Genomic DNA, 14,120 nt, shown 5'->3' with positions numbered 1-14,120 from the left:
GGCGGCCGTGTCGGCGAACACCGTGGCCGACGCGGCGTCGTTCACGGTGACCCGGCCGGTCTCGCCGCCGACCGAGAGGATCACCCGCTTGCCCCGGCTGTGCAGGGTGCGTACGTCGTTGGTGAAGTCCGCGTCGGTGTAGCCGCCGAGAGACGCGGCGAGCCCGGGGTCGATGCCGAAGGTGAGCGCGCCGGGTGTCGAGGTGGCCTCGGCGAAGGCGACGGCCACCAGGTCGTACTCGGTGGGGACGTCGCGCAGCCGTAGCTCGACGGCCGGGTTGTCGAAGTTGTGCCAGTAGCCGGTGAGCAGGTGCTTGGGCAGGTCACCGGTGGGCGGGTTCGTCGGCGGTGGCGTGGTGGGTGGCGGCGTGGTCGGCGGCGGAGTCGTGGGCGGTGGCGTGGTGGGCGGGGTGCCGCCGCCGCACGACGCGCCGTTGAGCTGGCAGCCGCTGGGCGAGCCGGAGCCGCTGGCCAGGAAGCCGAAGGAGACCGAGGCGCCCGGGGCGATGGCGCCGTTCCAGGACCGGTTGGTGAAGGTGTGCCGCTGACCGGCGGAGGTGAGCAGCGCGTCCCAGTAGCTGCCGAGGGTGGTGCCCGACGGCAGGTCGAAGGCGAGGCTCCAGCCGTTGATGGTCGAGGTGCCACCGTTGGTGATGGTGTACTTCCCCTCCCAACCGGAACCCCAGTCGGCGGTCTTGACGAAGCTGGCGGTGGCCCCGGCGGCGTACGCGGGCAGCGCCACCCAGGCCGCGCCGAGCGTGGCGGCGAGCGCGGTGACCAGGGACAGGACAAGTGATCTGGAGCGTTTCATGCGGCCCTCCGCGCCCAGCTCGGGCATCCATGGACGTCGACGTTCCGCTTATTATTAAGACAGTTAACTGTTTCTGTCCAGGGGTCGCCGCGGAGGGACCGGGCCGCCCGTCGCGTGATCGTGCGACAGGCGGCCCGGTCGGGTCGGATCAGCGACGGAAGGTGAACCAGTTGACGTTGACGAAGTCGTTCGGCTGACCGCTGGCGAAGGTCAGGTACACGGAGTGCCGGCCGGTCACCGCGCCCACGTTGCCGGGCACCGAACGCCAGCTCTGCCACCCACCGGTGTTGCCGATCGCGAAGCTACCGATCGGTGCCGCTGTCGGACTGTCCACCCGCACCTCGACGAGGCCGCTCGCACCGCCACCCGCGCCGGAGGCGACCCGGGCCAGGAAGTCCCGGGGCCCGGTGGAACCGAAGTCGACACTGTCGTAGCGCACCCAGTCACCGTTGCGCAGCGCCGCGATGTTCTGCCCGCCCTCCGAGCACGCCTCGACGAGCACGCCGTTCTGCCCGTTGAACGACTCGGCCTGGATCTGGGCGTACGCGTCCCTCGTGCCGCTGGGCGGCGGCGTGGTGGGCGGCGGGGTGGTGCCACTTCCGCGTTGGTACACCGCCACGTAGTCGACGAGCATCGGTCGACCGGAGACGGTGGCCGCGGTCGGCGTGCCGCTGCCGGCCACGCCGTTCGGGAAGGCTCCACCCATCGCGACGTTGAGCAGCAGGAAGTAGCCCTGGTGCGAGGTCATCTGCGACCAGGCGGACGCACCGACCTGACTAGATGTGACGGTGTGGTACAGCTGCCCGTCGACGTACCAGCGCAGTTGTTGCGGGCTGATCGAGGCGTCCCACTCGAACCGGTACGTATGGAACGCGGACTGGCAGCTCGAACCCGGACAGGCCCGGGACGCGCCGAGGCCGTTGGACTCGTTGCACGGCCCGCCCGGCGCGACGCCGCAGTGCAGCACGCCCCAGACCGAGTTGATGCCGTTGACGTTCTCCATCACGTCGAACTCACCGATGCCCGGCCAGTTCTGGTAGTTGCCCCGGTAGGGCGCCCCGAGGGCCCAGAACGCCGGCCAATAGCCGGCGGCCGCGGCGCCGGTGACGTTCGGCATCTGGATCCGGCCCTCGATGGCGAGCACGCCGCCGGACGGGGCCTTGAAGTTGCTGCGCACGGTCTCGATCCGGGCGGAGGTCCAGCCGCCACCGCTGTCGCGCAGTGGTGTGATCCGCAGGTTGCCGCCACCGTCGTGGCTGACGTTGGCGGTGCTGGCGGTGTAGTTCTGGATCTCGCCGGTGCCCCAGTTGCCCGGACCACCGGGATAGCTGTGGCCGGTGTCGATGATCCAGTTGGCGGACGACGGCAGAGTTCCGGCGGCGCCGGTGAAGTCGTCGCTCCAGACCGTGCTCCAGCCGGTCGGAGGTGGCGGCACGGCCGCCTGCGCGGTGACGGTGACGCCGGCCAGGACGGTGGTGGTGGCGACGAGCAGGACGGAGGCCAGCCGCAGCCGGCGTCGGACGAGCGGGGCGGCGGGGGCCGCCGAAGGAGGTGTCATGGACGTGCCTCTCTGCGGAGACGGGTCGAGAGAGCGCTCTCTCAGGGTTGTACGCCTTCGCCATGACATTTGTCAACGTCGATCTGCATCGGCGTTCGCCGCCACCGCCTGCGCCCGACGGAGCACCGCCTGCTCGGCAGCCGACCACACACTCGTGGTCACCAGGTAGATCACCGCGGCGAGCGGCAGCACCAGCGCCACCAGCACAGTCGTGAACGGCAGCAGGGGCAGCAGCCGCCCGAGCACGGCCGCCCCCGGTCCCTCGGTGGGCGTACCGGCCACCGTGCCGACCGCCGCCGACGCCCGACGGGCCCGCAGCGACGACCACCAGGCCACCGCCAACAACACCGCCAGCAACACGGCGAAGAGCGGACCCGCCGCCCCGGTCAGCCCGTCGGTGAGGTGGTGGCCCAGGGGCACCCCCGCGAGGCGCTCCTCCAGCAGCCCGGTGCCACCCTCGCTGGTGGTGAACAGCCGGTACAGGACCAGCAGGAACGGTGCCTGGAGCAGCAACGGCAGGCAGCCGGCGATCGGGTTCGCCCCAGCCTCCCGGTATAAGGCGAACACCTCGCGCTGAAGCGTGGCCGGGTCGTCGGCGTACCGTCGCTGGAGATCACGCACCTGCGGGGCGAGGGCCGCGCGGCGTCGCTCGCCGCGGACCTGCACCACGGTGAGGGGCGAGATCAGCAGGCGGATGGCGATGGTGAAGAGCACGATGGCGGCGGCGGTCGCCATGCCGCCGGCCAGCGGTTCGAGCAGATCGGTGAGCCAGGACAGTGCGGTGCCGGCAGCGCCGACAACGTCGTGCAGTGGTGCGAAGGCAAGCATGGGAAACCCCTCGGGCCGATTCCGGTGAGGTCCTCTCCTCCGGCGGCGTCCGCTCAGCAGGGGGACCGGTGACGGCGGGATCGGCCGCGCGGCGGCGTGGCGCTACGCGGCCGAGGGGTGCCCGGGAGCGCGGGGACGGGGTCGACCGGCGGCGTCCGGGTCGATCTGCCGGGGCATCCGACGACCACGGGAACGGGCCCGCAGGCCGGCCCAACGGGGTCCGACGCCAGGTGCGCCCGAGCGGTCGCGTACCCGTGCCGCCAGCATCACGGCGAGCAGCACCAACGCGGTCAACGCGGCGCCCGCGAGCAGGTCGACCGGCCGGTCCGCGAGAAGGGTGAGCTGGGCGAACGCGTACACCCACACGAACCCGAGGAATCCCAGCGGCACCGGCACGGGCTCAGCATAGGACGCCGTGTCACGTCGTCCGGCCGGATCGCCGGCACGCGGTAAGAGGTACCGCCGCCACGTTTCCCGGTATCGCCACGTTGGGTAACCAAGCGACGGACCGACGCGGACGGACCGCGAACGGTAGGAACGGACGGTGGTGTCGATGACCGGCCAGGTGGCGGAGGCGCCCAGCGGAGCGGCTGCGGCGACCGGATTGCTCACCGTGGGCGTCGAGGAGGAGTTCCTGCTCGTCGACCCGCACACCGGGGCTGCGGTCCCGGCCGTCGACCTGGTCATGGAGCAGGTGCCGGCGGAGTTGCGCGGGCAGGTCGAGCGGGAGTTCCAGACCAGTCAGATCGAGATCGGCAGCCCACCCGGTGTGGAGCTCTCGTCGATCCGGCACTCCCTCGGCGTGCTGCGTCGGGCGCTCGCCGACGCCGCCGAGCGGGCCGGCGTACGCCTGCTCGCCATCGGCACCGGTCCGGTGGACGGCCCGGTGCCGCCGGTGGTGGACAAGCCCCGGTTCGACCGGATGATCGAGCGGTTCCAGCTGCTCGTCCCCGGTCCCGGCAACAACGGCATGCACGTGCACGTGGGCGTGCCCGACCCGGAGACCGGCGTACAGGTGCTCAACCACGTCCGGCCGTGGCTGCCGCTGCTGCACGCGGTGACCACCAACTCGCCGTTCGCCCGTGGGGCGGACACCGGCTACGCCAGTTGGCGGTCGGTGGAGTGGGAGCGGTGGCCCTCGGTGGCCCCGACGCCGTGGCTGGAGTCGCACGAGCACTACCAGCGGCTGATCCGCCAGTTGATCTCGAGCGGGGTGATGCTCGACGAGGGGATGCTCTACTGGTACGCCCGCCTGTCGGCGAAGTACCCGACGGTGGAGCTGCGGATCGGTGACGTCTGCCCGTCGGTGGACGACGCGGTGCTGGTCGCCGCGCTGGTCCGAGCCCTGGTGTCCACCGCGATGACGGATGTCGAGGCCGGCCGACCGGCGTTGCGGACCGACCATCACCTGCTGGTCGGGGCACACTGGCGGGCCGCCCACGACGGCCTGGAGGGCGAGGCCGTCGACGTCACCACAGGTGATTTGAGCTCCGCCTGGGAGCTGTTGGACCGGTTCGTGGAGCGGATGCGGCCGGCGCTGGAGCAGCACGGCGACTGGGCCGAGGTGACCGACCTGCTGGGTGGGTTGCGCCGGCACGGCAGCGGGGCGGCGCGGCAACGCGCGGTGTACGCGCGCACCGGCCGACTCACCGACGTGGTGCAGGACGTCGCGCGACAGACCCGCGGCTGAACACCTCGTGACAGGATGATCCCGTGGCGCAACGGTTGATCGTCATTGGCGGGGACGCCGCCGGCATGTCGGCGGCGTCCCAGGCTCGTCGCCGCCGTGGCCGTGACGACCTGGAGATCATGGTCTTCGAACGCGGCCACTTCACGTCCTACTCGGCGTGCGGCATCCCGTACTGGATCAGTGGTCTGGTGTCCGGCCCGGAGGCGCTGATCGCCCGGGATCCGGAGACGTTCCGCACCGAGTACGCGATGGACGTGCGGATGCGGCACGAGGTCACGACCATCGACCTGGAACGCCGGGAGGTGGTGGCCCAGGACCTGGAAGGCGGCGGCGAGGTCCGCGAGCGCTTCGACGAGCTGATGTACGCCACCGGCGCGGTGCCGGTGAAGCCACCGTGGGCGTCCACCGACGCGGGTGGCGTGTTCGGCATGCAGACCCTGGACGACGGGGCGGCGCTGCGCGAGTGGCTGGACGCCGAGCCGCGACCGCGCCGGGCCGTGGTGGTCGGTGGCGGCTACATCGGCGTCGAGATCGCCGAGGCCCTGATCCAGCGCGGTCTCTCGGTGACCCTGGTCGAGGCGGGCACGCAGCCCATGTCGACGGTGGACCCGGACATGGGCGAGCTGGTGGCCGAGGCCATGCGCGGCCTCGGCATCACGATCCGCGCCGGCCTGCCGGTGACCGGCCTGGAGGAGCGGGACGGCCGGGTGACCGCGGTGGTCACGGCCGAGGGGCCGATGCCGACCGACGTCGTGGTCCTGGGCCTGGGTGTACGCCCCAACTCCGCGCTCGCCGCGGCTGCCGGGCTGCCGATCGGCACGACCGGCGGGGTCCGGGTGGACCGCCGGATGCGGGTGCCGGGGATGCCCGGCATCTGGGCGGCCGGCGACTGTGTGGAGACGCTGCACCGGGTCAGCGGGATGCCCGTGCACGTGCCGCTGGGCACGCACGCCAACAAGCAGGGCCGGGTGGCGGGGATCAACATCGGCGGCGGGTACGCCACGTTCGCCGGCGTGATCGGCACGGCGGTGACCAAGGTCTGTGACCTGGAGGTGGGCCGGACGGGCCTGCGCGAGGGCGAGGCCGAGGCGGCCGGCTTCGACTTCGTCTCGGTGATCGCCGAGTCGACCAACCGGGCCGGCTACTACCCGGGTGCCCGCCCGATGACAGTGAAGCTGATCGCCGAGCGTCCCAACGGTCGGCTGCTCGGCGCGCAGATCGTCGGCTGGTCGGAGGCGGCGAAACGGATCGACGCACTTGCCGTGGCACTGTGGAACGGCATGACGGTGGACGATATGACGGCACTGGACCTGGGCTACGCTCCGCCGTACGCGCCGGTGTGGGATCCGGTGCTCATCGCCGCCCGAAAAGCGGTCGATGCGCTCTCCGCGCTCGACCGCTGACCCGCGTTCGCCGTGGAGGACCACCCCGTGACCCAGACCCCGACCCGGCCGACCGTGCGCCGACGCCCGACGATGGTCGACGTGGCCCGACGTGCCGACGTCAGCCTGAAGACGGTCTCCCGTGTGGTCAACGACGAGCCGGTGGGGCAGGAACTGGTCAGCCGGGTGCTGGCCGCTATCGCCGAGCTGGGCTTCCGGCGCAACGACATCGCGCGCAACCTGCGCTCCCGGCAGCTCAACGCCACTGTCGGGTTGCTCATCGAGGAGATCGCCAACCCGTTCTACGCGACCATCGCCAGCGTCGCCGCCGAGATCGCCGCCGCCCACGGCACCATGCTGATCACCGCCTCCTCGGAGGAGGACCCGGAGCGGGAACGCGCCCTGCTCCAGGACTTCACCCAACGCCGGGTGGACGGGCTTCTGGTGGTGCCGGCGGGCCTGGACCATTCGTTCCTGCGTCGCGAGGTCGAGCTGGGGATGCCTGTCGTGTTCCTGGACCGGCCTCCGCAGGGCCTACAGGCCGACGCGGTGCTCCTGGACAACCGGGGCGGCAGCCACGCCGGAGTGGGCGCTCTGCTCGACGAGGGGCACCGCCGGGTGGGCCTCCTGCTGGGCGCGCCGAGCGTGCCCACGATGCGCGAGCGGTTGGCCGGGGCGCGGGCGGCGTTGGACGCCGCCGGGGTCGAGCCGGACGAGTCGCTGGTCCGAGAGAGGCTGATCGCGCCGGAGGAGGCGGGACGGGCGGTCGGCGAACTGCTCGACCTGGCGGATCCGCCCACCGCGTTCTTCTGCGCCAACAACCGGCTCACAGTGGGTGCGCTCCAGGAGCTGCACCGGCGTGGCAACGACGCGGCGCTGGTCGGCTTCGACGACTTCGAGCTGGCCCACCTGATGCCCCGGCCGTTGACCGTCGTCGCGTACGACACCCGGGAGCTGGCCCGGGTCGCCACCGAGCGGTTGTTCGGCCGGATAGCCGGCGACGATTCACCGCCCGCCACCACAGTCCTCCCCACCCACCTGAGACCCCGAGGCCTGGCCTAACCCCCGCTCCGGTCGATCATGGAGTTGTGGTGCCCCGCATAAGCCGCGGAACACCGTCAAACGACCACCACAACTCCATGATCGACGCGGTTCCTCAGGTCTGCGGGGTCAGTAGGGCTTCGACCTCGTCGCGGCGGGGCGGGTCGGCACCTCGGCGACCACAGGTCAGCGCGGCCACCGTGGCAGCCTGCCGGAGCACCGCGTCCCACTGCTGCTCGGTCACCGCGGCGAGGCGGTCGGCAGGCCGGTCGCCGAGCGCGTCGAGGTCGGCCAGCGCGGCGAGCAGGCCACCGGTGAACGAGTCGCCGGCGCCGACGGTGTCGACAACTGTGGTCCGTACCGCCGTCGCCTCGTGCAGGGTGCCGTTCGGGGCCAGCAGCCAGGCGCCCTCACCACCCCGGGTCACCACCGCGCAGGACACCCCGACCTCACGCCACTCGGCCATGACGTCGGCCACCGACCGGTCCGGATACAGCCAGGCCAGGTCCTCGTCACTGGCCTTGACCAGGTGCGCGAGGGGCACCTGCCGGCGTACCCGGGCCTGCTCCGCCTCCCGGTCGGTGACGATGCTCGGCCGCAGGTTGAGGTCGATCGAGAGGGTGAGCCCGTCCCGGTGGCGTTCGCGGGCGAGCAGGTCCTCAAACACCTGCGCGCCGGGGGCCAGCGCGAGCGCGAGCGACCCGGTGTGGAACGCGATCGCCGAGGACCCGGCCAGCTCGGGCAGCTCCTGCGGCGTCCACTGCCAGTCCGCAGCGCCGGCCAGCCGGAACTCGTAGCTCGCCTGCCCGGTGGCGTTCAACGTGGCCACCGCCACCGAGGTGGGTTCCTCGGCGCGGACCGCCCACTCCAGGTCGACCTGGTTGGCCCTCAGGTGCTCGGCGACCTGCCGACCGTAGTCGTCGGTGCCGAGCCGGGCCAGCAGTCGTACCGGCTGGTCGAGCCGGGCCAGGGTGACCGCCACGTTCGCCGGGGAGCCTCCCGGCACGGCCCGTTCTCCGTCGGGGGTGACCACCAGGTCGATCAACGCCTCGCCCGCGACCACGATCACGCGGTCACCTCGCCCGGTGCGAGCGGGCCGGCGCCGCCGAGCCCTTCCGCCGAACGGGACAGCAGCACCGCCTGGTACGCGTGGTAGACGTCCGGCCGGCCGTGCCAGACCGTGTCGGAGGGCAGGTTCTGCGCGTCCAGCTCGTGCCGCCATCCGGTGCCGTCGATGAGGTTGCGACGGGCGTACGCCCAGAAGACCCGGTACCAGTCGGCGTAGACCTCGTCACCGGTGCGTCGATGCAGGGTGATGGCCGCACCGACCGCCTCGGCGAGCACCCAGTGCATCCGGGAGCGGACCACGGGCCGGTCGTCCCAGTCGATCGTGTAGACGAAGCCGTCGGCCCCGTCGACCGCCCATCCACGCCGTACGGAGGCGGCGAACAGGGCGCGGGCGTCGCTGAGCAGCCAGCGCGGTGGCTGCGGAAGGACAGCCTCCAGCTCCAGCAGCAGGCGGGCCCATTCGAGCCAGTGACCGATGGTCGAGCCGTACGGGCGGAACGGGTCGGCGGGCTGGTCCCGGTTGTAGTCGGGCAGCGGCGTCCAGTCGGCGGTGAAGTGCTCGGGGAGCCGCCAGTCGTGCCGTGCGGCCTCGCCGTGCACCAGGTGGGTGGCGATCCGCAGGGCCCGGTCGGCCCAGGTCGCGTCGCCGGTCGCGGCGGTGGCCGCGAGGAACGCCTCGACCATGTGCATGCTGCTGTTGGCGCCCCGGTAGTCCTCGGTGACGGTCCAGTCCCGGTTCCACGACTCGCGGACCGCGCCGACCTCGTCGTCCCAGAACCGGTCCCGCACCACTGCCAACACGTCGGCGAGCAGCTGCTCCGCGCCCGGCCGGCCGGCGCGCGCGGCGCTGGACGCGGCGAGCAGCACGAACGCGTGGTCGTAGCCGGCCTTCCGGTCGTCGACGGGTGTGCCCTGCTGGTCGACCGCGCTGAACCAGCCGCCGTACCGGTCGTCGCGCAGCAGTGTGCTGAGCGCGGCGACGCCGTGGTCGACGAGGGCGGCGGCGTCCGGGTCGCCGCCGAGGTGGGCGAGAGCGGCCACGTGGGTCATCCGGCAGGTGATCCAGGTGAACACCGGTTCGCCCCGGTCCGGGGTGCGGTCGTCGGTGAGCCACCAGAAGCCGCCCTCGGGCCGGACCGACCGGCCGGCGGTGTCGAGCAGTGTGCGGGTCTGGTCGGCGAGGAACTCGTCCAGATCGGGCAGTTCTGGTGACCCGGCAGGAGCGGGGGTCGGGGCGGCGTCGGATCGGGGCAGGTCGGTCATCTCAGCTGGTCACCGTCGGGTAGGGAAGGGACATACGGCCAGGATCGGCGGGCGGACCGGGTCCGCGCCGGAAAACCGTCAACAGGACACCACGAACCGGCTGGCCGTACCGGTTGCGCAGGCGGAAGGATCATCTGCGCGATTCCTCCCTCTCTGTCCGTTGACATCGTTGTCACTCTGCAACCCTGCTCCGGTGGCAGGTCAACTGTCAATTCCGGTTGCGTCACACCGCGCCGTGCAGTCACGGACGAGTCGAGCGTGTCGCAGGCGTCCTCGACGGCGAGACGGCGAGCCGCCCCGACCGCCTGCCCTCCGGTCAGGATCGCGTCCGGAACGGGGCGAGCGTGGCACGGATCTGGTCAGCCGCACCCCAGTCGTCGTCGAACTGGGCCAGCACGGCGAGGTGTTGTCGCAGTTGGACGATCGGCATCCGGGCCTGCCAGTCGCCATCGAGGGAGGTCAGCTCCGCGTAGACCGTGAAGAACCGTTGCGCCTCGGGCGGGGGCGCTGTCGACCACACGTGGGCGAGGTCCACCTCGGCCCACAGGTAGGACACCGCCGGGTCGATCAACGCGGGCTGGCCGTCCGCAGTGGCGAGGACGTTCTGCGCCCACAGGTCACCGTGCGTCAGGCATGCCGGCCGGTCCGGCAGCAGGTCGGGCAGCCGGTCGCAGAGTCGCTCCAGCGCAAGACGATCGTCCCGGTCGAGCGCCGCCTCGACGCGGGGCTCCCCCAGCCACCGGAGCAGCCGGTGCTGGGCGAAAAACGCGAAGCCGTCGTCATGCCAGCCATTGGTCTGCCGGCGGCGGCCCAGCCAGTTGTCCCGGTGCCAACCAAAGCGCGGATGCGTCGTGCTCAGGTGCAGGTGGGCGAGCATGTGCGCGAACCGCTCCCAGAAGGCCTCGGTGCGCGGCCTCGGTCGCAGCACCGACAACACGAGCAGCTCCCGGTCCGCCAGGATCACCTCGGGTGTCACCACGCCGCCCACCTCACGCAGCGCGGCCAACCCTTCGGCCTCCGCGACGAAGACGTCGTCGTCGGGCGCTTCGGCGAAGGCCTTCACGAACACCGACGGCGCCTCCCGGCGGGTGGCTATGCCCGCGAGCGCCGCGAGCCCACCCGTGGCGGGCTCGACCGTGACGACATCGCTGATCCCGGCACGGCCCAGGCGGTCCAGGAGGAACGGTGCCGATTGCATCAGCACAGGATCCTTCATGTCCGGGCGCGTGTTCAAGGTCGAACCCGCCAGGCAGGATGTCGGCATGGATGATCGACTCCACATCGGCGAGGTGGTGCCATCCTGCGGCGACGACACCGCCACATCGCCGACCTGGAGTCGATCAAGCGCGGAGGGTCAGCCCGGCTGGCAGGTACGACACCAGTAGAGGTTGCGGCCGGCCAGCTCGCCGCGGCTAACCTCGGTGCCGCAGACGTGGCAGGGCGCGCCGGGGCGGCGGTAGACGTACACCTCACCGCCGTGCCGGTCCACCCGCGCCGGACGGCCCATCGCCTCCGGCAGGTGCACGTCGCGCACGGTGTCGATCCGGCCGTGCTCGACCGCGAGCCGCATCAGCCCGACCAGGTCTGCCCAGAGCGTGTCCCAGCCGGCGCGGTTCAGTGCTCGGCCGGGCATCCTCGGTGGCAGCCCGGCCCGGAACAGCGCCTCGGTCACGAAGATGAGCCCGGTGCCGGCCACCACCGACTGGTCCAGCAGCAGCGCGGCCAGAGGCGTCGGGCTGCGCGAGATCCGGGCGTACGCCCGCTCGGGGTCGGCGTCGGGGCGCAGCGGGTCGGGCCCGAGGCGGTCCCGCAGGGCGGCCACCTCGGGTGGGGTGAGCAGTTCGCAGGCGGTGGGCCCGCGCAGGTCCAGCCAGTGCTGGTCGCTGGCCAGCCGCAGCCGCACCTGACCGACCGGCTCGGGCGGCTCTCCCGGCCCGTCGGTGAACTTGCCGTACAACCCGAGGTGTACGTGCAGCGTCAGCTCGTCTGCGTAGTGGTGCAGCAGGTGCTTGCCGTACGCCTCGGTGCTCTCCAGGACGGTCCCGGAGAGCCGGGCTGCGCCCTCGGCGAAGCGGCCCTGCGGGCTGGCGGCGTGCAGCTTGTCCCCGGCGAACAGGTCGGCGTGCCGGGCCGCCAGGCGGTGGATCGTGTGTCCCTCTGGCACGGGTACCAAGGATAGCCAGGGGCCCCGAGGCGCAGAGGGCGGCGCGGTCAGCGGTGGCGCTGCTCTTTCACGCCGTCGACGAACGCGGCCCAGGCGGCGGTGGCGAAGACCAGGGCCGCACCGGTCGGGTCCTTGCTGTCCCGTACGCCCACGACGCCGGGCAGGTTGTCGGCCACCTCGACGCAGTCACCGCCACTCCCGCCGCTGCGGGTGCTCTTCCGCCAGGTGGCACCGGCAAGGTCAGTCATGATGCTCCTCGATGATCGAAGTGATCATTTTCTCTGATTCTGCCTCACCTGATGCGAGCGCCTCCAGGTCCGACCAGACATGTTCGAAGGCGGCGACCTCGGTTGGCTTGTCCAGGTACAACGCGCCGGTGATGTTCTCCAGGTAGACGGTGGTCGGCTCGGTCGACGCCCGGCCGAACGCCTGCGGGAAATCCAACAGGACGAAGGTGCCGGTCTCGCTGGCCAGCGGCGGACCGGCGGCGAGCGGCAACACCCGCAGGCTCACTGTCGGCAGCGCGGCCACGTCGAGCAGGTGTCGTAATTGCTGAGTCATCGCCCGATGGTCGGGGATCGTGCGCCGCAGGACGGCCTCGCTCAGGACGACCCGCAGGGTGGGCGCGGTGGGCAGCCGACGGACGAGGATGCCCTGCCGCTGCAACCGCACCTGCACCAACTTCTCCCGCTCGTCGGCGGTCATCGTCGGATTCTTCCGGCGGAACAGTTCGGCGGCGTACTCGCGGGTCTGCAGAAGTCCGGGGATCAACTCCGAATCGTATCGGCGAATCAGCGTGGCGGACGATTCCAGGCCGACATAGAGCGAGAACCACGACGGAACCACATCGCCGTACGAGTGCCACCAGCCTTTGGCACGGGTCTCCTTCGCGAGGCCCGCGACAAGGTCCCCCATCGCGGCCGGCACGCGATAGAGAGCACACATCGCACGGGCGTCCACCACCCGCACCGGAACCAGCCCTTTCTCGATGCGCCACACCTTCTGCCGCGAGCAGTCCAGCGCTTCCGCTGCGGCGTCCAGCGTCACCGAGGCTTCCTCACGGAGCTGCGTGAGCAGCCTACCGAGCTGTCGTCGAGGGACTGTCGACCCGCTTGTTTCATCCGTCATGCAACATCACCGCTCTCCTCGTGCAACACGGAATGTTTCGCCACGCGCGCATTTCTATTCCATTCCTCGTGCGTCATTTCGGACTGAGGTTAGGACGGGTCAGGACATTGCGCAAGGTGGCCAGCATGGAACATGCTGTCACGCATCAGGGGAGCCCGGAAGTGACGTCGGAAATGGCGTCGGCATTAGCGCGCCCGCAGCACGGCACGCGCTATTCCTCGGAAGGAACGCCACCATGCGTGTGTCGTACAACGAATACCTCTTGGTCACCGCACTGACCCTCGCCCGTCGACACCGCCCGGTCTGGAGTTGGGCGCGCTGGCGCACGGTGTGCCGGTGCGGTGCTGAACTGCCCTGCCAGGCCCGCCACCGCCTTCCGATCACGCGTGGGCACTGGCCCACATGACCGACCTGAAGCCCGGCGACCTGCTGCTGATCGGCGAGGCGTGCTCGGTGCAGTTCGCCGACGACCGGGAGCTGCGCCTCCGCCTGGTGAGTGTCGATCCGCGCCCGACGTACCAGGGGTGGGTCTGGCTGACGGGCTACGTCCTGAACGACAAGGGACTGGCCATCGACAAGCGCGAGGTGTTCGTGCAACAGGCCGGGCTGCGGGTGCTGCACGCCGCGCCAGCGCTCACGCGGAGGCGGTAGGGCGCGCTCCACCGCCTGATCAAGGCGGGTTCGAGAAAGCGAGCCGACGCCCCGATCTCCCCGCAAGCCGAGTCGATCAAGGCGGTCCCGGCGGCCGTACCCGGAAATGGTGTCAGGAAACGTGCAGCGGGGTACTTCAGGGGTCGTACCGCGTGGGTGTCCCTTCTTCCGACGGCCACCACGCATTCAACAGGAGGTGTGTAGTGGTCAGGATTCCTTCGCTGTCCCGCCGGTCCGAGCCGGCGCCGACGCGGGACGAGAACCTCGACGGCCGCATCGACGGCCGCGACACCCAGGTCACCGACCGGGACGACTCGACGGTGACCGAGGGCCGGACCAACGGCGACACCGGCCGTGCAGCGGTCGCGGACCGGGACGCCGACCAGACGACGTACCGCAGCGCCGCCGCGACCGACGACCAGCCCGGCGAGGCCGAGCGGCGCCGCGCCGGGCTTGCGGCGGGCCGCCTGGTTGACGCCGTCCGCGTACACGCCGGTGTAGATCCAGCAACCGCCGACGGTGGAGCCGTCGTCCTTC

At 71.4% G+C, this 14,120-nt stretch carries 14 protein-coding genes and 1 pseudogene; 5 read left to right on the top strand and 10 right to left on the bottom strand.

Annotated elements, in window-relative coordinates; translation table 11 throughout:
* The 4 genes from ACWCO3_RS20690 to ACWCO3_RS20675 all read right to left on the bottom strand — a co-directional run.
* Positions 1–810: cellulose binding domain-containing protein (locus ACWCO3_RS20690; protein ID WP_450011514.1), on the bottom strand; the 810-nt coding region annotated here is incomplete at its 3' end.
* A 148-nt stretch (positions 811–958) separates the two neighbouring features.
* Positions 959–2,368, bottom strand: coding sequence for a carbohydrate-binding protein (locus ACWCO3_RS20685; RefSeq protein ID WP_450011512.1), 1,410 nt, complete (start codon positions 2,366–2,368; stop codon positions 959–961).
* Between the two features lie 72 nt (positions 2,369–2,440).
* Complete coding sequence (locus tag ACWCO3_RS20680) at positions 2,441–3,196, bottom strand: YidC/Oxa1 family membrane protein insertase (RefSeq protein ID WP_450011510.1); 756 nt, start codon at positions 3,194–3,196, stop codon at positions 2,441–2,443.
* A 102-nt stretch (positions 3,197–3,298) separates the two neighbouring features.
* The gene (locus tag ACWCO3_RS20675; RefSeq protein WP_244311571.1) at positions 3,299–3,592 is read right to left on the bottom strand and encodes a DUF6412 domain-containing protein; all 294 of its coding nucleotides are present in this window, start codon (positions 3,590–3,592) and stop codon (positions 3,299–3,301) included.
* A gap of 157 nt (positions 3,593–3,749) precedes the next feature.
* Between ACWCO3_RS20675 and ACWCO3_RS20670 the strand changes: the two genes are divergently transcribed.
* The 3 genes from ACWCO3_RS20670 to ACWCO3_RS20660 all read left to right on the top strand — a co-directional run bounded on the left by ACWCO3_RS20670 (position 3,750) and on the right by ACWCO3_RS20660 (position 7,330).
* On the top strand, positions 3,750–4,886 hold the full coding sequence (locus ACWCO3_RS20670; RefSeq protein ID WP_244311570.1) for a carboxylate-amine ligase: 1,137 nt from the start codon (positions 3,750–3,752) through the stop codon (positions 4,884–4,886).
* A 23-nt stretch (positions 4,887–4,909) separates the two neighbouring features.
* Positions 4,910–6,289, top strand: a complete 1,380-nt coding sequence (locus ACWCO3_RS20665) for an FAD-dependent oxidoreductase (RefSeq protein WP_145779166.1) — start codon at positions 4,910–4,912, stop codon at positions 6,287–6,289.
* 72 nt (positions 6,290–6,361) lie between these two features.
* Complete coding sequence (locus ACWCO3_RS20660; RefSeq protein ID WP_269683770.1) at positions 6,362–7,330, top strand: LacI family DNA-binding transcriptional regulator; 969 nt, start codon at positions 6,362–6,364, stop codon at positions 7,328–7,330.
* Positions 7,331–7,424: 94 nt separating this feature from the next.
* Here ACWCO3_RS20660 and ACWCO3_RS20655 read toward each other — a convergent pair whose 3' ends face one another.
* The 6 genes from ACWCO3_RS20655 to ACWCO3_RS20630 all read right to left on the bottom strand — a co-directional run bounded on the left by ACWCO3_RS20655 (position 7,425) and on the right by ACWCO3_RS20630 (position 12,932).
* Positions 7,425–8,378 (bottom strand): carbohydrate kinase family protein, encoded by a 954-nt coding sequence (locus ACWCO3_RS20655; RefSeq protein WP_450011507.1) that lies wholly within the window; start codon positions 8,376–8,378, stop codon positions 7,425–7,427.
* Entirely contained in the window at positions 8,375–9,640 is a 1,266-nt protein-coding gene (locus ACWCO3_RS20650; RefSeq protein ID WP_145779164.1) for an AGE family epimerase/isomerase, read from the bottom strand. Before ACWCO3_RS20650 ends, ACWCO3_RS20655 begins: the two co-directional genes overlap by 4 nt.
* A gap of 316 nt (positions 9,641–9,956) precedes the next feature.
* On the bottom strand, positions 9,957–10,838 hold the full coding sequence (locus ACWCO3_RS20645; protein ID WP_145779163.1) for a fructosamine kinase family protein: 882 nt from the start codon (positions 10,836–10,838) through the stop codon (positions 9,957–9,959).
* A 156-nt stretch (positions 10,839–10,994) separates the two neighbouring features.
* Positions 10,995–11,804: an Fpg/Nei family DNA glycosylase gene (locus tag ACWCO3_RS20640; protein ID WP_450011505.1), complete on the bottom strand. Its 810-nt coding sequence runs from the start codon at positions 11,802–11,804 to the stop codon at positions 10,995–10,997.
* 47 nt (positions 11,805–11,851) lie between these two features.
* Positions 11,852–12,052 (bottom strand): DUF397 domain-containing protein, encoded by a 201-nt coding sequence (locus ACWCO3_RS20635; RefSeq protein ID WP_145779160.1) that lies wholly within the window; start codon positions 12,050–12,052, stop codon positions 11,852–11,854.
* On the bottom strand, positions 12,045–12,932 hold the full coding sequence (locus ACWCO3_RS20630) for a helix-turn-helix domain-containing protein (RefSeq protein ID WP_357930047.1): 888 nt from the start codon (positions 12,930–12,932) through the stop codon (positions 12,045–12,047). The genes ACWCO3_RS20635 and ACWCO3_RS20630 overlap by 8 nt, the downstream gene beginning before the upstream one ends.
* Before the next feature lie 402 nt (positions 12,933–13,334).
* Between ACWCO3_RS20630 and ACWCO3_RS20625 the strand changes: the two genes are divergently transcribed.
* Positions 13,335–13,583, top strand: coding sequence for a hypothetical protein (locus ACWCO3_RS20625; RefSeq protein WP_145779158.1), 249 nt, complete (start codon positions 13,335–13,337; stop codon positions 13,581–13,583).
* 203 nt (positions 13,584–13,786) lie between these two features.
* Positions 13,787–14,120, top strand: a pseudogene (locus ACWCO3_RS20620) (hypothetical protein); the annotation flags it as partial.

It is taken from the genome of Micromonospora sp. NPDC002411 (assembly GCF_053592955.1).
This window is presented reverse-complemented; position numbering and strand designations above follow the sequence as displayed.